The following is a 17,728-nucleotide window of genomic DNA, read 5'->3' on the forward strand; positions in this document are numbered from 1 at the left end:
TTCATATTTGACATTTATTAATAATCATCATTAGAATCCACGAAAAATAATATATTCATACAAACACAGACATCTTTTGAAACGAATGATACATTTTTATGATGAATGCTTAAAACAATATTTAATCGACACACATCACTGTCATTAATGTAAAGCAACATAGCTCACCAATAATACAATGGACAACTCTACCGGCATTGATCGCTGGTCGGAGGAAATAAGGATTTTTACATGAACTTGAAGAAGATTTTTTTCAGTGCTGTCACTGTTTCAGTTCTCTGCGCATTAACGGGATGTGACTACATTGAAGAAGGCAAGCCAGAAAGTAGTTTACTGAAACAACAAGAAGAACATAATAATAAAATTGTGCTACTTGAAAAACAACAAGCACAGCTAAAGAGTCAACTCGAAACTATTCAAAAACAACAAACTGGCATAATAAACAGTACAAAGACTTTAACTCACGTAATTAAATCCGTTAAAGACCAACAAAATACTTTTATTTTTACCGAGTTTAACCCAGCAAAAACGAAGTATTTCATCCTGAACAACGGTTCGGTGGCTTTAGCGGGTCGAGTGTTATCCATTGACGCCACAGAGAATGGTAGTGTTATTCATATCTCACTGGTCAACTTATTAAGTACACCTATCTCAAACATTGGTTTTAATGCGACATGGGGTGGTGAAAAACCTGTCGATGCCAAAGAGTTTGCCCGGTGGCAACAATTACTTTTCAACACATCAATGAAATCCACATTGAAATTATTACCAGGTCAATGGCAAGACATTAATTTGACCCTGAAGGGTGTATCGCCCAATAACCTGGGATATCTGAAGTTAGCCATCAACATGGAAAATATTCAGTTCGACAATCTTCCCTCTGCTGAAAATCGGCAGAAAAGAAGCAAAAAATAAATGCAGTTAGTACGCTTATAACAAGGAATAGCGAGCATCATTAATGAACAAAATATTTAAAGTTATCTGGAACCCTGCGACAGGGAATTATACTGTTACCAGCGAAACGGCAAAAAGCCGTGGCAAGAAATCTGGGCGCAGTAAGCTGTTAATTTCTGCGCTGGTTGCGGGTGGAATGTTGTCGTCGTTTGGGGCATTGGCGAATGCCGGGAATGACAACGGTCAGGGTGTTGATTACGGTAGTGGATCAGCTGGCGACGGCTGGGTTGCTATAGGCAAAGGGGCGAAAGCAAATACTTTTATGAACACCAGTGGTTCCAGTACTGCTGTGGGTTATGACGCTATAGCTGAAGGCCAATATAGCTCTGCCATCGGGTCAAAAACCCATGCGATTGGTGGTGCATCAATGGCCTTTGGGGTTAGTGCAATATCAGAAGGCGATAGAAGTATAGCACTGGGTGCCTCTTCGTATTCATTGGGCCAATACTCAATGGCCCTCGGCCGTTATTCAAAAGCATTGGGTAAATTGTCTATTGCTATGGGGGACTCTTCCAAAGCGGAAGGAGCAAACGCCATTGCCCTGGGGCGTAGCAGTGTAGCTAGCGGTACTGACAGCCTCGCATTTGGCAGACAATCACTTGCCAGCGCAGCGAACGCTATTGCGATAGGTGCTGAGACCGAAGCCGCTGAAAATGCAACTGCTATTGGCAATAATGCGAAGGCAAAAGGGACTAATAGCATGGCAATAGGGTTCGGAAGCCTTGCCGATAAAGTCAATACTATCGCATTAGGAAATGGCAGCCAGGCTCTGGCAGATAATGCAATCGCCATAGGCCAGGGCAACAAAGCTGATGGCGTGGATGCCATCGCTCTGGGTAATGGTAGCCAGTCGAGAGGCTTAAACACCATTGCCTTAGGCACAGCCAGTAATGCAACTGGTGATAAGAGTCTTGCGCTTGGTAGTAATAGCAGTGCCAACGGTATTAACTCTGTCGCGCTGGGCGCAGATTCCATTGCGGATTTAGACAATACCGTCTCTGTCGGCAATAGTTCATTAAAACGCAAGATCGTTAATGTGAAAAATGGCGCGATCAAGGCTGACAGTTACGATGCCATTAATGGTTCACAGCTTTATGCCATTAGCGACTCGGTAGCAAAAAAGCTTGGAGGAGGGGCTGCAGTAGATGTTGATGACGGTACTGTTACAGCACCAACCTACAATTTAAAAAATGGTAGCAAAAATAACGTAGGGGCTGCGCTCGCTGTACTTGATGAAAACACCCTGCAATGGGACCAAACCAAAGGCAAATACAGCGCTGCTCATAGTACTAGTAGCCCAACTGCCAGCGTAATCACCGATGTTGCGGATGGCACGATTTCAGCCTCCAGTAAGGATGCGGTTAACGGTTCCCAACTGAAAGCTACCAATGACGATGTCGAAGCCAACACCACCAATATCACCAACCTGACGGATTCCGTTGGTGACCTTCAGGCTGATGCCCTGCTCTGGAACGAAACTAAAAAGGCATTCAGTGCAGCTCACGGCCAGGATACCACCAGCAAAATCACCAACGTTAAAGATGCCGACCTGACGGCTGACAGCACTGATGCTGTTAACGGCTCTCAGCTGAAAACCACCAACGATGCTGTGGCGACGAATACCACCAATATCGCCAATAACACTTCCAATATTGCCACTAACACCACCAACATCTCTAACCTGACTGAGACGGTGACTAATCTTGGTGAGGATGCGCTGAAATGGGATAAGGACAATGGTGTATTCACGGCAGCTCATAGCACCGAGACCACCAGCAAAATAACCAACGTTAAAGATGGCGACCTGACGACTGGCAGCACCGATGCCGTTAACGGCTCTCAGCTGAAAACCACCAACGATGCCGTGGCGACGAATACCACCAATATCGCCACTAACACCACCAACATCTCTAATCTGACTGAGACGGTGACTAATCTTGGTGAGGATACGCTGAAATGGGATAAGGACAATGGTGTCTTCACTGCAGCTCATGGCAACAATACCGCCAGCAAAATCACCAATATCCTGGACGGCACAGTCACTGCAACCAGTTCCGATGCCATTAACGGTAGCCAGCTTTATGGCTTAAGCAGCAATATCGCCACCTACTTCGGCGGCAATGCTTCTGTGAATACTGACGGTGTGTTTACCGGTCCAACCTACAAAATCGGTGAAACAAATTATTATAACGTCGGCGATGCACTGGCTGCGATTAACTCCTCATTTAGCACGTCTCTCGGCGATGCTCTGCTTTGGGATGCCACCGCAGGTAAATTCAGTGCCAAACACGGTACTAATGGTGACGCAAGCGTGATCACTGATGTCGCAGATGGTGAAATTTCAGACTCCAATTCTGACGCAGTAAACGGCTCACAACTCCACGGCGTGAGCAGTTATGTTGTTGATGCGCTGGGGGGTGGTGCCGAAGTCAATGCAGACGGCACCATCACTGCGCCGACGTACACCATTGCTAATGCTGATTACGATAATGTCGGTGATGCCCTGAATGCTATCGATACCACTCCTGACGACGCTCTGCTCTGGGATGCGGACGCCGGTGAAAATGGTGCATTTAGCGCCGCTCACGGAAAAGATAAAACTGCCAGTGTAATCACTAACGTCGCTAACGGTGCAATCTCTGCTGCCAGCAGCGACGCGATTAACGGCTCACAACTCTATACCACCAATAAGTACATCGCTGATGCGCTGGGTGGTGACGCAGAAGTCAACGCTGACGGCACCATCACCGCACCGACTTACACCATTGCGAACGCCGAGTACAACAACGTCGGTGACGCCCTGGATGCGCTTGATGATAACGCCCTGCTGTGGGATGAGACTGCCAATGGCGGTGCTGGAGCCTACAATGCCAGCCATGACGGTAAAGCCAGCATCATCACTAATGTCGCTAATGGCAGTATTAGTGAGGACAGTACCGATGCAGTGAACGGTTCTCAGTTGAATGCGACGAATATGATGATTGAGCAGAACACCCAAATTATCAATCAGCTCGCTGGTAACACCGACGCAACCTATATCGAAGAAAATGGCGCTGGTATCAACTACGTTCGTACTAACGACAACGATTTAGCCTTTAACGATGCAAGCGCCTCTGGTGTCGGCGCTACAGCTGTAGGTTATAACGCTGTCGCGTCTGGTGCCAGCAGCGTAGCCATTGGTCAGAACAGCAGCAGCACCGTTGATACCGGTATTGCGCTGGGTAGCAGCTCCGTTTCCAGCCGTGTGATTGCCAAAGGTTCTCGTGACACTAGCGTAACGGAAAATGGCGTGGTGATTGGTTATGACACCACTGACGGCGAACTGCTAGGTGCATTGTCAATTGGTGATGACGGTAAATACCGCCAAATCATCAACGTAGCTGATGGTTCAGAAGCCCATGACGCCGTTACGGTTCGCCAGTTGCAGAACGCTATTGGAGCGGTCGCCACTACGCCAACCAAGTACTTTCACGCCAACTCAACGGCAGAAGACTCACTGGCCGTTGGTGAAGACTCGCTGGCAATGGGTGCGAAAACTGTCGTTAATGGTAATGCAGGTATTGGTATCGGTTTGAACACTCTGGTTCTGGCTGATGCGATCAACGGCATTGCTATCGGCAGTAACGCACGCGCAAACCATGCAAACAGTATCGCAATGGGTAACGGTTCTCAGACCACCCGTGGTGCACAGACTGGCTACACCGCCTACAACATGGACGCACCGCAGAACTCTGTAGGTGAGTTTTCTGTCGGTAGTGAAGACGGTCAACGTCAGATCACAAACGTCGCAGCTGGTTCAGCGGATACCGATGCGGTTAACGTGGGTCAGTTGAAAGTCACTGATGAGCGCGTAGCGCAAAATACCCAGAGCATTACTAACCTGAACAATCAGGTCACTAATCTGGATACTCGCGTTACTAATATCGAAAACGGTATTGGCGACATTGTCACCACCGGTAGCACCAAGTACTTCAAGACCAACACCGATGGCGTAGATGCCAACGCCCAGGGTAAAGATAGCGTTGCTATTGGTTCTGGTTCCATTGCTGCCGCTGACAACAGCGTCGCACTGGGTACCGGTTCCGTTGCAGAGGAAGAAAATACAATCTCTGTAGGTTCTTCTACTAACCAACGCCGTATCACCAACGTAGCTGCCAGTGTTAATGCCACCGATGCGGTTAACGTGTCGCAGCTGAAATCTTCTGAAGCAGGCGGAGTGCGCTACGACACCAAAGCTGATGGTTCTATCGACTATAGCAATATCACCCTCGGTGGTGGCAACGGCAGTACGACTCGTATCAGCAACGTCTCCGCTGGCGTCAACAACAACGACGCGGTGAACTACGCGCAGTTGAAGCAAAGCGCGCAGGAAACGAAGCAATACACCGATCAGCGGATGGTTGAGATGGATAACAAACTGTCTAAAACTGAAAGCAAGTTGAGCGGTGGTATCGCTTCTGCAATGGCAATGACCGGTCTGCCGCAGGCTTATACACCGGGTGCCAGCATGGCTTCTATTGGTGGCGGTACTTACAACGGTGAATCGGCAGTTGCTTTAGGTGTATCGATGGTGAGCGCCAATGGTCGTTGGGTCTACAAATTACAAGGTAGTACCAATAGCCAGGGTGAATACTCCGCCGCACTCGGTGCCGGTATTCAGTGGTAATGATCCATTAAGTTAGTGTGACTAAGGGCAAACGCCAAATTGCCTGATGCGTTACGCGCATCAGGCAAGATAAGGCGCTCCGGGTCAACAATCTAAGGGCAATTCTCTGATGAGGATTGCCCTTTTCTTTACCAGACATCTCCCCCCACAAGAATTGGCCCTACCAATTCTTCACTTATCTGACCTCTGGTTCACAATTCCCCAATTAAAACTCACATCAATATTGCCAATACATAACATTTAGTTAACCATTCATTGTCATTATCCCTACACAACACAATTGGCAGTGCCACTTTTACACAACGTGTGACAAGGAGATGAGCAACAGACTCATTACACGATGTGCGTGGACTCTAGGAGACCTGCAATGAATCTCTGGCAACAAAACTACGATCCCGCCGGGAATATCTGGCTTTCCAGTCTGATAGCATCGCTTCCCATCCTGTTTTTCTTCTTTGCGCTGATTAAGCTCAAACTGAAAGGATACGTCGCCGCCTCATGGACGGTAGCAATCGCCCTTGCCGTGGCTTTGCTGTTCTATAAAATGCCGGTCGCTAACGCGCTGGCCTCGGTGGTTTATGGCTTCTTCTATGGTTTGTGGCCCATCGCGTGGATCATTATTGCAGCAGTGTTCGTCTATAAGATCTCGGTGAAAACCGGGCAGTTTGACATCATTCGCTCGTCTATTCTTTCGATAACCCCTGACCAGCGTCTGCAAATGCTGATCGTCGGTTTCTGTTTCGGCGCTTTCCTTGAAGGAGCCGCAGGCTTTGGCGCACCGGTAGCAATTACCGCCGCATTGCTGGTCGGCTTGGGTTTTAAACCGCTGTACGCCGCCGGACTGTGCCTGATTGTTAACACCGCGCCAGTGGCATTTGGCGCGATGGGCATTCCAATCCTGGTTGCCGGACAAGTAACAGGCATCGACAGCTTTGAGATTGGCCAGATGGTGGGGCGTCAGCTACCGTTTATGACGATTATCGTGCTGTTCTGGATCATGGCGATTATGGACGGCTGGCGCGGTATCAAAGAGACGTGGCCTGCGGTCGTGGTTGCAGGCGGCTCGTTTGCCATCGCTCAGTACCTTAGCTCTAACTTCATTGGGCCGGAGCTGCCGGACATTATCTCTTCGCTGGTATCACTGCTCTGCCTGACGCTGTTCCTCAAACGCTGGCAACCAGTTCGCGTATTCCGCTTCGGTGACTTGGGGGCGTCACAGGTTGATATGACGCTGGCCCACACCGGTTACACCGCGGGTCAGGTGTTACGTGCCTGGACACCGTTCCTGTTCCTGACCGCTACCGTAACACTGTGGAGCATCCCGCCGTTTAAAGCCCTGTTCGCATCGGGTGGTGCGCTGTATGAGTGGGTGATCAACATTCCGGTGCCGTACCTCAATAAACTGGTTGCCCGTATGCCACCAGTGGTCAGCGAGGCTACAGCCTATGCCGCCGTGTTTAAGTTTGACTGGTTCTCTGCCACCGGCACCGCCATTCTGTTTGCTGCACTGCTCTCGATTGTCTGGCTGAAGATGAAACCGTCTGACGCTATCAGCACCTTCGGCAGCACGCTGAAAGAACTGGCTCTACCCATCTACTCCATCGGCATGGTGCTGGCGTTCGCCTTTATCTCGAACTATTCCGGACTGTCATCAACACTGGCACTGGCACTGGCGCACACCGGTCATGCATTCACCTTCTTCTCGCCGTTCCTCGGCTGGCTGGGGGTATTCCTGACCGGGTCGGATACCTCATCTAACGCCCTGTTCGCCGCGCTGCAAGCCACCGCAGCACAACAAATTGGCGTCTCTGATCTGTTGCTGGTTGCCGCCAATACCACCGGTGGCGTCACCGGTAAGATGATCTCCCCGCAATCTATCGCTATCGCCTGTGCGGCGGTAGGCCTGGTGGGCAAAGAGTCTGATTTGTTCCGCTTTACTGTCAAACACAGCCTGATCTTCACCTGTATGGTGGGCGTGATCACCACGCTTCAGGCTTATGTCTTAACGTGGATGATTCCTTAATGATTGTTTTACCCAGACGCCTGTCAGACGAGGTTGCCGATCGTGTGCGGGCGCTGATTGATGAAAAAAACCTGGAAGCGGGCATGAAGTTGCCCGCTGAGCGCCAACTGGCGATGCAACTCGGCGTATCACGTAATTCACTACGCGAGGCGCTGGCAAAACTGGTGAGCGAAGGCGTGCTGCTCAGTCGACGCGGCGGCGGGACGTTTATTCGCTGGCGTCATGACACATGGTCGGAGCAAAACATCGTCCAGCCGCTAAAAACGCTGATGGCCGATGATCCGGATTACAGTTTCGATATTCTGGAAGCCCGCTACGCCATTGAAGCCAGCACCGCATGGCATGCGGCAATGCGCGCCACACCTGGCGACAAAGAAAAGATTCAGCTTTGCTTTGAAGCAACGCTAAGTGAAGACCCGGATATCGCCTCACAAGCGGACGTTCGTTTTCATCTGGCGATTGCCGAAGCCTCACATAACATCGTGCTGCTGCAAACCATGCGCGGTTTCTTCGATGTCCTGCAATCCTCAGTGAAGCATAGCCGTCAGCGGATGTATCTGGTGCCACCGGTTTTTTCACAACTGACCGAACAACATCAGGCTGTCATTGACGCCATTTTTGCTGGTGATGCCGACGGGGCGCGTAAAGCAATGATGGCGCACCTTAGTTTTGTTCACACCACCATGAAACGATTCGATGAAGATCAGGCTCGCCACGCACGGATTACCCGCCTGCCCGGTGAGCATAATGAGCATTCGAGGGAGAAAAACGCATGATTATTTCCGCAGCCAGCGATTATCGCGCCGCAGCGCAACGCATTCTGCCGCCGTTCCTGTTCCACTATATGGATGGTGGTGCATATTCTGAATACACGCTGCGCCGCAACGTGGAAGATTTGTCAGAAGTGGCACTGCGCCAGCGTATTCTGAAAAACATGTCCGACTTAAGCCTGGAAACGACGCTGTTTAATGAGAAATTGTCGATGCCGGTAGCACTGGCACCGGTGGGTTTGTGTGGCATGTATGCGCGTCGTGGCGAAGTTCAGGCAGCCAAAGCGGCGGACGCGCATGGCATTCCGTTTACTCTCTCGACGGTTTCCGTTTGCCCGATTGAAGAAGTCGCGCCAGCCATCAAGCGCCCAATGTGGTTCCAGCTTTATGTACTGCGCGATCGCGGCTTTATGCGTAACGCGCTGGAGCGAGCAAAAGCAGCGGGTTGTTCGACGCTGGTTTTCACCGTGGATATGCCGACACCGGGCGCACGCTACCGTGATGCGCATTCAGGTATGAGCGGCCCAAATGCGGCAATGCGCCGCTACTTGCAGGCGGTGACGCATCCGCAATGGGCGTGGGATGTGGGCCTGAACGGTCGTCCACATGATTTAGGTAATATCTCAGCTTATCTCGGCAAACCGACCGGACTGGAAGATTACATCGGCTGGCTGGGGAATAACTTCGATCCGTCCATCTCATGGAAAGACCTTGAGTGGATCCGCGATTTCTGGGATGGCCCGATGGTGATCAAAGGGATCCTCGATCCGGAAGATGCGCGCGATGCAGTACGTTTTGGTGCTGATGGAATTGTGGTTTCTAACCACGGTGGCCGCCAGCTGGACGGTGTACTCTCTTCCGCTCGTGCGTTGCCCGCTATTGCAGATGCGGTGAAAGGTGATATCGCCATTCTGGCGGATAGCGGAATTCGTAACGGGCTTGATGTCGTGCGTATGATTGCGCTCGGTGCCGACACCGTACTGCTGGGTCGTGCTTTCCTGTATGCGCTGGCAACAGCGGGCCAGGCGGGTGTAGCTAACCTGCTAAATCTGATCGAAAAAGAGATGAAAGTGGCGATGACGCTGACTGGCGCGAAATCGATCAGTGAAATTACGCAAGATTCGCTGGTGCAGGGGCTGGGTAAAGAGTTGCCTACGGCACTGGCTCCGATGGCGAAAGGGAATGCGGCATAGTCGTTTGCGCCCCCTCACCCTAACCCTCTCCCTCAGGGAGAGGGGACCGTTCGGCGCTGTTTTTCTCCCTTGCCCCTCCGGGGAGGGCCGGGGTGAGGGGAAAAGGCCGCACGGTTCACCAATTTTCTGCTATCCTGCCCCCGCACTAAGGGGGCAGTATGCTAAACATCGTACTTTACGAACCAGAAATTCCGCCAAATACTGGCAACATCATCCGTCTTTGCGCTAATACCGGCTTTCGTCTACATATCATCGAACCGATGGGATTTGCCTGGGACGACAAGCGCCTGCGCCGCGCGGGGCTGGACTATCACGAGTTTACCGCCGTTACGCGTCATCATGACTATCGCGCGTTCCTCGAAGCAGAAAATCCCCAGCGCCTGTTTGCCCTCACCACGAAAGGTACGCCTGCTCACAGCGCCGTAAGCTATCAGGATGGCGATTATCTGATGTTCGGCCCGGAAACACGCGGCCTGCCAGCGAGCATTCTTGATGCCCTGCCCGCTGAACAAAAAATTCGCATTCCGATGGTGCCGGACAGCCGCAGCATGAATCTGTCCAATGCGGTGTCGGTAGTGGTGTATGAAGCCTGGCGGCAGCTGGGATATCCGGGAGCGTTGTTGAGAGATTAGTTACTGTATGCCGGATAGATGATTACATCGCATCCGGCACGATCACAGGACATTAGATCCCATCCCCATACTCAAATGTATGGTTAATACCGTTGAAATGCTGGTCCATATCCATTGATGGCTTATCGCTGTCTGGTTTACCGACAATACGAGCCGGAACGCCAGCGGCGGTTGTATGCGGCGGCACCGGTTGCAGCACCACGGAACCTGCGCCAATCTTCGCGCCGCGACCAACTTCAATATTGCCGAGGATTTTCGCGCCCGCGCCAATCATCACACCTTCACGAATTTTCGGGTGACGGTCACCACCAGATTTACCCGTACCGCCAAGCGTCACAGATTGCAGAATCGATACGTCGTTTTCAATTACCGCCGTTTCACCCACAACGATGCCCGTGGCGTGGTCGAGCATAATGCCACGGCCAATTTTTGCTGCCGGGTGAATATCGACCTGGAACGTCACAGAAACCTGGTTTTGCAGAAAGATTGCCAATGCGCGACGCCCCTGATTCCACAACCAGTGACCGATGCGATAGGCCTGCAAGGCATGAAAACCCTTCAGGTATAACAACGGGGTTGAGTATTTATCGACTGCCGGGTCGCGGGTACGCACCGCCTGAATATCACAGGCCGCAGAGGCGATCATTTCCGGGTCAGCGGCGTAGGCTTCTTCAACCACTTCACGGATAGCAATAGCAGGCATAATTGGCGATGACAGCTTGTTCGCCAGCATGTAGCTCAGTGCACTGCCAAGGTTTTCGTGCTTGAGTAGCGTCGCGTGGTAAAAACTGGCCAGCATTGGCTCACAGTCCGCCAGCGTTCTGGCTTCGGCTTTAATATTGTTCCAGACAATTTCCAGTTCTTCACACGACATTGCTTACTCCACACGATGAGATAATGACCGGCCCGTTCTGCGCGGGCCGGGTCATAGCGGTAACAAAGGTTCCCTGGGGTTAGTGGCTGCTGCGCTCGTCCTTGCGTGCACGACCTAATAATGTCAATGCTGCCTCGCGCGCGTTTTTTCCGCAATATAATACTTGATAAATTTCCTCGGTTATTGGCATTTCAACGCCGAAGCGATGCGCCAGTTCGCGGACTTCTTTCGTATTGCGGTAGCCTTCCACCACCTGACCAATCTTCTCCTGCGCGCTTTGTACATCCATGCCCTGACCGAGCATCATGCCAAAACGGCGGTTACGCGACTGGTTGTCGGTACAGGTAAGCACCAGATCGCCCAGCCCCGCCATGCCCATAAAGGTGGCAGGATCGGCACCCAGCGCCGCACCAAGACGCGACATTTCAGCCAGCCCACGGGTGATCAGCGCCGTACGCGCATTCGCACCAAAACCGATACCGTCAGACATCCCCGCGCCAATGGCAATGACGTTTTTCACCGCGCCGCCAAGCTGCACGCCAATGAAATCCGGGTTGCTGTAAACACGGAAACTTTTGCCGCAGTGCAGCAGCTGCTGGAGATCATCGGCAAAGGTCTGATCGGTCGAGGCCAGCGAAATAGCTGTCGGTAAACCTGCCGCCAGTTCTTTCGCAAACGTTGGGCCAGAGATAACCGCCAGTGGAATTTGATCGCCTAAGGCCTCACGCGCCACGTCCTGTAACAGACGTCCGGTTTCCGCTTCCAGCCCTTTGGTCGCCCACACCAGACGCGCATCAGGACGCATCAGCGGTTTAATCTGGCGCAGCACTTCACCAAAGACATGGCTGGGTACGACGACGAGAATATTACGACTGGCTGCCAGCGCAGTGGCGAGATCGCTTTCAAGATGGAGCGTATCGGGAAAAGGCACATCGGGGAGAAACGCGGCGTTACAGCGGTCGCATTCAAGCGTTGCGATATGTTCAGGGTCATGGCCCCAGAGGACAACCTCGTGGCCATTTCTTGCCAGGGTAATGGCAAGAGCGGTGCCGTACGAGCCGGCACCGATCACAGTCATTGAAGCATTACGTTGGTTCATCAGGCATCCTGATGTTCTTCAGTACCTTCGCCAGCCTGCTGCTGCAAATAGTTCATGAACAGCGCATCGAAGTTAACCGGCGCAAGGTTCAGTTGCGGGAATGTACCGCGGGATACCATGCTGGTGATGCACTCACGAGCATACGGGAACAGAATGTTCGGGCAGTATGCGCCCAGGCAATGTGCCATCTGGGTGCCTTCGATACCCGCGATGGAGAAAATACCGCCCTGCTGAACTTCACACAGGAACGCGGTTTCTTCGCCCAAGGAGGCCGTTACGGTAACACGCAGTACCACTTCGTATACGTCATCTGCCAGTTGGGAAGATGCCGTATCCAGATCAAGTTTAACTTCTGGTTGCCAATCTTTCTGGAAAACGTGCGGCGCGTTCGGCGCTTCGAAAGAGATATCCTTGGTATAAATACGTTGGATCTGGAAAGTCATTTCAGTGTTGTTTTGTTCTGACATGTGTAGAAAACCCTTAAGTGTTGTCCTTAAATACTGCGCAATGTAATGCCAACGTTCACACGTTATTTCAGCAGGGGATCCAGTCCACCACGTGCATCCAATGCATACAAGTCATCACAGCCGCCAATGTGCTGTGCGTCAATAAAAATCTGGGGAACCGTGGTGCGACCGCTGCGTTTGATCATCTCTTCACGCTTGGCGGCATTGCCATCGATCGGCAACTCCTGGAAACTCACGCCCTTGCTGCTCAGCAGTGCTTTTGCACGATGGCAATACGGGCAGGTTTCTTTGGTATAGATTTCAACATTGGCCATAATTTAGCTCCTGTTTTTTTACCCTGAAATTTCATGTTGCAGGGCGGCTGCAAAATGGAGTGTCCCCAGAAGCTTATAACAATAAGTCGCTGGGGGCCTAATTGCAGCTAACGGCCTGCATCATGAAAGACGACAGGTAAATTATTTGCCGCGCACCAGAGGCAAGTTTTCGCCAGCCCAGCCAGCAACGCCCTCTTTCAGCACGAATACTTGCGCAAAACCAGCTTTCGTCAGCGCGTTTGCAGGCTCCTGGCACTGCATGCCAGAACCGTCTACCACGATAACCGATTTGTCTTTGTGCTTCTCAAGCTCACCAACATTGTTGGCTTTGATTTCGCTCGGCAACAGATTGATAGAACCTGCGATATGGCCTTTACGGAAGTCATCACGCTGACGTAAATCCACAACCACAGCGTCTTCTTTGTTGATCAGACGCGTAGCTTCACCACGAGTAATCACCTTCACTTTCGAGGTCAGGCTCTTAAACGTAGTCACAAGAACCGCCACCAGTAACGCGATCCAGGCGATACTCAGTATGGGATGACGGCCAACAAATTGCATAATTTCTTGCATGGGGGGTAACAACTCCCGACGTAGTGATTAAAAAAACCAGGAAAGGAGTATACCTGCGCGGTGCGGCAAATACAGCCAGCGCGTTAACTGGAATGCAATTTTGCGGGGCACGACGAAAAAAAAGCGCAAATCTGGCATCGGCTTGCCGCGAGCGGTCGTATATTTTGATCTTCAGAGGCTATTTGATCGATTCAGCTGTAGTAAAATTACGCAAATTTTGACTCTTGAGTATGAGGTTGTCGCAATGTCGGTTTCTAAAAAACCTATGGTACTGGTGATTCTGGATGGCTATGGCTATCGTGAAGAACAGCAGGATAACGCCATTTTTAGTGCTAAAACCCCGGTAATGGATGCACTGTGGGCCAATCGTCCGCATACCCTGATCGACGCTTCCGGTCTGGAAGTCGGTCTGCCTGACCGTCAGATGGGTAACTCCGAAGTAGGCCACGTTAACCTGGGTGCCGGCCGCATCGTGTATCAGGACCTGACTCGTCTGGACGTTGAAATCAAAGATCGCGCTTTCTTTGCTAATCCAGTGCTGGCTGGCGCGGTACATAAAGCGAAAAACGCAGGTAAAGCAGTACACATTATGGGTCTGCTCTCCGCAGGCGGCGTACACAGCCACGAAGATCACATCATGGCGATGGTAGAACTGGCAGCTGAACGCGGCGCAGAAAAAATCTACCTGCACGCATTCCTTGACGGTCGCGACACCCCGCCGCGCAGTGCTGAATCCTCGCTGAAAAAATTTGAAGAGAAATTTGCTGCGCTGGGTAAAGGCCGCGTAGCGTCCATCATTGGTCGTTACTACGCGATGGACCGCGATAACCGTTGGGATCGCGTTGAAAAAGCCTATGACCTGCTGACTCTGGCGCAGGGTGAGTTCCAGGCCGATACTGCCGTTGCTGGTTTGCAGGCAGCTTATGCTCGCGACGAAAACGACGAGTTCGTGAAAGCGACCGTTATTCGTGCAGAAGGTCAGCCAGATGCGGCAATGGAAGACGGCGATGCGCTGATTTTCATGAACTTCCGTGCTGACCGCGCGCGTGAAATCACTCGTGCATTCGTGAACGCTGATTTCGATGGCTTCGCGCGTAAGAAAGTGGTTAACGTCGATTTCGTGATGCTGACCGAATACGCCGCTGACATCAAAACTGCGGTTGCTTACCCACCCGCTTCCCTGGTTAACACCTTCGGCGAGTGGATGGCGAAAAACGACAACACTCAGTTGCGTATTTCCGAAACCGAAAAATATGCCCACGTTACTTTCTTCTTCAACGGTGGCGTAGAAGAGTCGTTCAAAGGCGAAGATCGCATTCTGATCAACTCACCGAAAGTGGCTACCTACGATCTGCAACCGGAAATGAGCTCCGCAGAGCTGACCGAAAAACTGGTTGCGGCCATCAAGAGCGGCAAATACGACACCATTATCTGTAACTATCCGAACGGCGACATGGTAGGTCACACCGGGGTGATGGAAGCGGCGGTTAAAGCGGTTGAAGCACTGGATCACTGCGTGGAAGAAGTCGCGAAAGCGGTTGAGTCCGTGGGTGGACAACTGCTGATCACCGCTGACCACGGTAACGCTGAACAGATGCGCGATCCGGCAACGGGTCAGGCACACACGGCACACACCAACCTGCCAGTTCCGCTGATTTACGTTGGTGATAAGAACGTGAAAGCGGTTGCAGGCGGCAAACTTTCTGACATCGCGCCGACCATGTTGTCGCTGATGGGTATGGAAATCCCGCAAGAGATGACTGGTAAGCCGCTGTTCATCGTGGAATAATCCCTCCCCATGAGGGGAAAGGCGATTAATACCATGACACGGGCCGTGAAACCGCGCAGGTTTGCAATCAGGCCCATCATCTACGCCAGCGTTCTTAGCGCTGGCGTATTGTTGTGCGCCTTTTCCGCCCACGCGGATGAGCGTGACCAACTCAAATCTATTCAGGCCGATATCGCCGCAAAAGAGCGCGCGGTACGCCAAAAGCAACAACAACGCGCAAGCCTGCTCGCACAATTGAAAAAGCAGGAAGAAGCGATCTCTGAAGCCACCCGTAAGCTGCGCGAAACGCAAAACACGCTCAATCAACTCAATAAACAGATTGATGAGATGAACGCGTCGATTGCCAAACTGGAGCAGCAAAAAGCCGCCCAGGAGCGCAGCCTCGCCGCACAACTGGATGCCGCATTCCGTCAGGGCGAGCATACCGGTATTCAGCTAATTCTCAGCGGTGAAGAAAGCCAGCGTGGACAGCGTTTACAGGCTTATTTCGGCTATCTCAACCAGGCGCGACAAGAAACCATTGCCCAGTTGAAGCAAACGCGTGAAGAAGTCACCATGCAGCGTGCTGAACTGGAAGAGAAACAAAGCGAGCAACAAACGCTGTTATATGAACAGCGCGCCCAACAGGCGAAACTGACTCAGGCTCTGAACGAGCGTAAAAAGACGCTGGCGGGGCTGGAATCTTCCATCCAGCAAGGTCAGCAGCAGCTAAGTGAACTGCGTGCCAACGAATCCCGTCTGCGTAACAGCATTGCCCGTGCGGAAGCCGCGGCGAAAGCGCGTGCTGAACGAGAAGCGCGTGAGGCCCAGGCGGTTCGCGAGCGCCAGAAAGAAGCGACGCGCAAAGGCACCACCTACAAACCGACCGAAAGCGAAAAATCGCTGATGTCCCGAACTGGTGGCCTGGGTGCGCCGCGTGGTCAGGCATTCTGGCCGGTTCGCGGGCCGACGCTGCATCGCTATGGCGAGCAGCTACAGGGTGAATTACGCTGGAAAGGGATGGTTATCGGTGCCTCTGAAGGTACTGAAGTTAAAGCAATTGCCGACGGTCGAGTGATTCTGGCTGACTGGCTGCAAGGTTACGGTCTGGTGGTGGTGGTTGAGCACGGTAAAGGCGACATGAGTCTTTACGGCTATAATCAGAGCGCACTGGTGAGCGTTGGTTCGCAGGTTCGCGCGGGCCAGCCAATTGCACTGGTGGGCAGCAGTGGCGGTCAGGGTCGGCCTTCACTCTATTTCGAAATTCGCCGCCAGGGTCAGGCGGTCAATCCACAGCCGTGGTTGGGAAGATAAGTTTTGTTTCCATTTCGTCGTAACGTTCTTGCATTTGCCGCTCTGTTGGCGCTCTCCTCCCCCGTACTTGCTGGCAAACTTGCCATCGTCATTGATGATTTTGGGTATCGCCCGCACAACGAAAACCAGGTGCTGGCGATGCCTTCCGCTATCTCCGTCGCTGTATTACCCGATTCACCGCACGCCAGAGAGATGGCGACCAAAGCGCATAACAGCGGTCACGAAGTGTTGATTCATCTCCCGATGGCACCGTTGAGTAAACAGCCGCTGGAGAAAAATACGCTACGCCCGGAGATGAGCAGCGACGAAATTGAGCGCATTATTCGTAGTGCGGTCAATAACGTGCCCTATGCCGTGGGGATCAACAACCACATGGGCAGCAAGATGACCTCTAACCTGTTTGGTATGCAGAAAGTGATGCAGGCGCTGGAGCGTTACAATCTTTACTTCCTCGACAGCGTAACCATCGGTAATACCCAGGCGATGCGCGCCGCGCAAGGTACTGGCGTGAAGGTGATCAAACGGAAGGTGTTCCTCGACGATTCGCAGAACGAAGCGGACATCCGTGTGCAATTTAATCGCGCAATTGATCTGGCGCGTCACAACGGTTCAACCATTGCCATTGGGCATCCTCACCCTTCAACGGTACGCGTGCTACAACAGATGGTTTATAACCTGCCGCCAGACATTACGCTGGTGAAAGCCAGCAGCTTGCTGAATGAACCGCAGGTTGATACTTCTAGACCGCCGAAAAACGCTGTGCCTGATGCACCGCGTAATCCGTTCCGTGGCGTGAAGCTGTGCAAACCGAAGAAACCGATAGAACCTGTTTATGCTAATCGCTTCTTTGAAGTATTAAGCGAAAGCATCAGCCAGAGCACGCTGATCGTTTACTTCCAGCATCAGTGGCAAGGCTGGGGCAAACAGCCCGAAGCGGCGAAGTTTAACGCTAGCGCAAATTAAAGGCGCTACGCGTAATGCGATGGTGCGACCGCGTTTTGTCGCGCCATTGCCATAAGCGGAAAGACCACAGTAACGCTTGGTAACCGACCTTCACGCTGCGCACATTGGTAATCAGGCG

General features: G+C 52.0%; 14 protein-coding genes and 1 pseudogene. 9 read left to right on the forward strand and 6 right to left on the reverse strand.

The genetic code is table 11. The features are described from left to right. The first annotated feature begins 231 nt into the window (after positions 1 to 231). From ACUU1M_RS13180 to trmL, 6 genes are all read left to right on the forward strand, one after another. Entirely contained in the window at positions 232 to 915 is a 684-nt protein-coding gene (locus tag ACUU1M_RS13180) for a DUF3251 domain-containing protein (protein ID WP_001049544.1), read from the forward strand. A gap of 43 nt (positions 916 to 958) precedes the next feature. Then, on the forward strand, positions 959 to 5,620 hold the full coding sequence (locus tag ACUU1M_RS13185) for a YadA-like family protein (protein ID WP_152028935.1): 4,662 nt from the start codon (positions 959 to 961) through the stop codon (positions 5,618 to 5,620). Between the two features lie 367 nt (positions 5,621 to 5,987). Beyond that, on the forward strand, positions 5,988 to 7,643 hold the full coding sequence (gene lldP, locus ACUU1M_RS13190) for an L-lactate permease (protein ID WP_005052212.1): 1,656 nt from the start codon (positions 5,988 to 5,990) through the stop codon (positions 7,641 to 7,643). Continuing rightward, entirely contained in the window at positions 7,643 to 8,419 is a 777-nt protein-coding gene (gene lldR, locus ACUU1M_RS13195) for a transcriptional regulator LldR (protein WP_000636500.1), read from the forward strand. The genes lldP and lldR overlap by 1 nt, the downstream gene beginning before the upstream one ends. Continuing rightward, entirely contained in the window at positions 8,416 to 9,606 is a 1,191-nt protein-coding gene (lldD, locus tag ACUU1M_RS13200) for a quinone-dependent L-lactate dehydrogenase (protein ID WP_000586964.1), read from the forward strand. Before lldR ends, lldD begins: the two co-directional genes overlap by 4 nt. Before the next feature lie 158 nt (positions 9,607 to 9,764). After that, positions 9,765 to 10,238, forward strand: a complete 474-nt coding sequence (gene trmL, locus ACUU1M_RS13205; protein WP_000932346.1) for a tRNA (uridine(34)/cytosine(34)/5-carboxymethylaminomethyluridine(34)-2'-O)-methyltransferase TrmL — start codon at positions 9,765 to 9,767, stop codon at positions 10,236 to 10,238. A 52-nt stretch (positions 10,239 to 10,290) separates the two neighbouring features. On the opposite strand, the gene cysE is transcribed toward trmL, so the two are convergent. From cysE to ACUU1M_RS13230, 5 genes are all read right to left on the reverse strand, one after another. Further along, positions 10,291 to 11,112, reverse strand: coding sequence for a serine O-acetyltransferase (cysE, locus tag ACUU1M_RS13210; RefSeq protein ID WP_001277561.1), 822 nt, complete (start codon positions 11,110 to 11,112; stop codon positions 10,291 to 10,293). Between the two features lie 79 nt (positions 11,113 to 11,191). Beyond that, positions 11,192 to 12,211 (reverse strand): NAD(P)H-dependent glycerol-3-phosphate dehydrogenase, encoded by a 1,020-nt coding sequence (gene gpsA, locus ACUU1M_RS13215; protein WP_001076183.1) that lies wholly within the window; start codon positions 12,209 to 12,211, stop codon positions 11,192 to 11,194. After that, on the reverse strand, positions 12,211 to 12,678 hold the full coding sequence (gene secB, locus ACUU1M_RS13220) for a protein-export chaperone SecB (protein WP_000003377.1): 468 nt from the start codon (positions 12,676 to 12,678) through the stop codon (positions 12,211 to 12,213). Before secB ends, gpsA begins: the two co-directional genes overlap by 1 nt. Before the next feature lie 62 nt (positions 12,679 to 12,740). Then, positions 12,741 to 12,992 carry a glutaredoxin 3 gene (grxC, locus tag ACUU1M_RS13225; protein WP_000024392.1) on the reverse strand — a complete coding sequence of 84 codons (252 nt, stop codon included), beginning with the start codon at positions 12,990 to 12,992 and terminating at the stop codon, positions 12,741 to 12,743. Positions 12,993 to 13,133: 141 nt separating this feature from the next. Further along, positions 13,134 to 13,565: a rhodanese-like domain-containing protein gene (locus tag ACUU1M_RS13230; protein ID WP_005052206.1), complete on the reverse strand. Its 432-nt coding sequence runs from the start codon at positions 13,563 to 13,565 to the stop codon at positions 13,134 to 13,136. Between the two features lie 244 nt (positions 13,566 to 13,809). Between ACUU1M_RS13230 and gpmM the strand changes: the two genes are divergently transcribed. Genes gpmM through ACUU1M_RS13245 form a run of 3 tightly spaced genes read left to right on the forward strand, consistent with a single transcriptional unit; the run spans position 13,810 to position 17,610 of the window. Next, positions 13,810 to 15,354, forward strand: a complete 1,545-nt coding sequence (gene gpmM, locus ACUU1M_RS13235) for a 2,3-bisphosphoglycerate-independent phosphoglycerate mutase (protein WP_005077712.1) — start codon at positions 13,810 to 13,812, stop codon at positions 15,352 to 15,354. Between the two features lie 33 nt (positions 15,355 to 15,387). Next, a complete protein-coding gene (gene envC / locus ACUU1M_RS13240; RefSeq protein ID WP_000196264.1) occupies positions 15,388 to 16,647 on the forward strand; it encodes a murein hydrolase activator EnvC in 1,260 nt (419 codons plus the stop codon). 3 nt (positions 16,648 to 16,650) lie between these two features. Further along, the gene (locus ACUU1M_RS13245; protein ID WP_000483846.1) at positions 16,651 to 17,610 is read left to right on the forward strand and encodes a divergent polysaccharide deacetylase family protein; all 960 of its coding nucleotides are present in this window, start codon (positions 16,651 to 16,653) and stop codon (positions 17,608 to 17,610) included. On the opposite strand, the pseudogene ACUU1M_RS13250 reads toward ACUU1M_RS13245, so the two are convergent. Beyond that, positions 17,597 to 17,728: pseudogene (locus ACUU1M_RS13250) on the reverse strand (glycosyltransferase); the annotation flags it as partial. The gene ACUU1M_RS13245 and the pseudogene ACUU1M_RS13250 overlap by 14 nt on opposite strands.

This window comes from Shigella sp. SIG6 (genome assembly GCF_053555815.1).

Coding starts and splice junctions, on each gene's coding strand:
- gpsA (WP_001076183.1), bottom strand. CDS start 12,211: ATGAACCAACGTAATGCTTCAATGACTGTGATCGGTGCCGGCTCGTAC.
- cysE (WP_001277561.1), bottom strand. CDS start 11,112: ATGTCGTGTGAAGAACTGGAAATTGTCTGGAACAATATTAAAGCCGAA.
- envC (WP_000196264.1), top strand. CDS start 15,388: ATGACACGGGCCGTGAAACCGCGCAGGTTTGCAATCAGGCCCATCATC.
- lldD (WP_000586964.1), top strand. CDS start 8,416: ATGATTATTTCCGCAGCCAGCGATTATCGCGCCGCAGCGCAACGCATT.
- ACUU1M_RS13230 (WP_005052206.1), bottom strand. CDS start 13,565: ATGCAAGAAATTATGCAATTTGTTGGCCGTCATCCCATACTGAGTATC.
- trmL (WP_000932346.1), top strand. CDS start 9,765: ATGCTAAACATCGTACTTTACGAACCAGAAATTCCGCCAAATACTGGC.
- gpmM (WP_005077712.1), top strand. CDS start 13,810: ATGTCGGTTTCTAAAAAACCTATGGTACTGGTGATTCTGGATGGCTAT.
- lldP (WP_005052212.1), top strand. CDS start 5,988: ATGAATCTCTGGCAACAAAACTACGATCCCGCCGGGAATATCTGGCTT.
- grxC (WP_000024392.1), bottom strand. CDS start 12,992: ATGGCCAATGTTGAAATCTATACCAAAGAAACCTGCCCGTATTGCCAT.
- ACUU1M_RS13185 (WP_152028935.1), top strand. CDS start 959: ATGAACAAAATATTTAAAGTTATCTGGAACCCTGCGACAGGGAATTAT.
- lldR (WP_000636500.1), top strand. CDS start 7,643: ATGATTGTTTTACCCAGACGCCTGTCAGACGAGGTTGCCGATCGTGTG.
- secB (WP_000003377.1), bottom strand. CDS start 12,678: ATGTCAGAACAAAACAACACTGAAATGACTTTCCAGATCCAACGTATT.
- ACUU1M_RS13180 (WP_001049544.1), top strand. CDS start 232: ATGAACTTGAAGAAGATTTTTTTCAGTGCTGTCACTGTTTCAGTTCTC.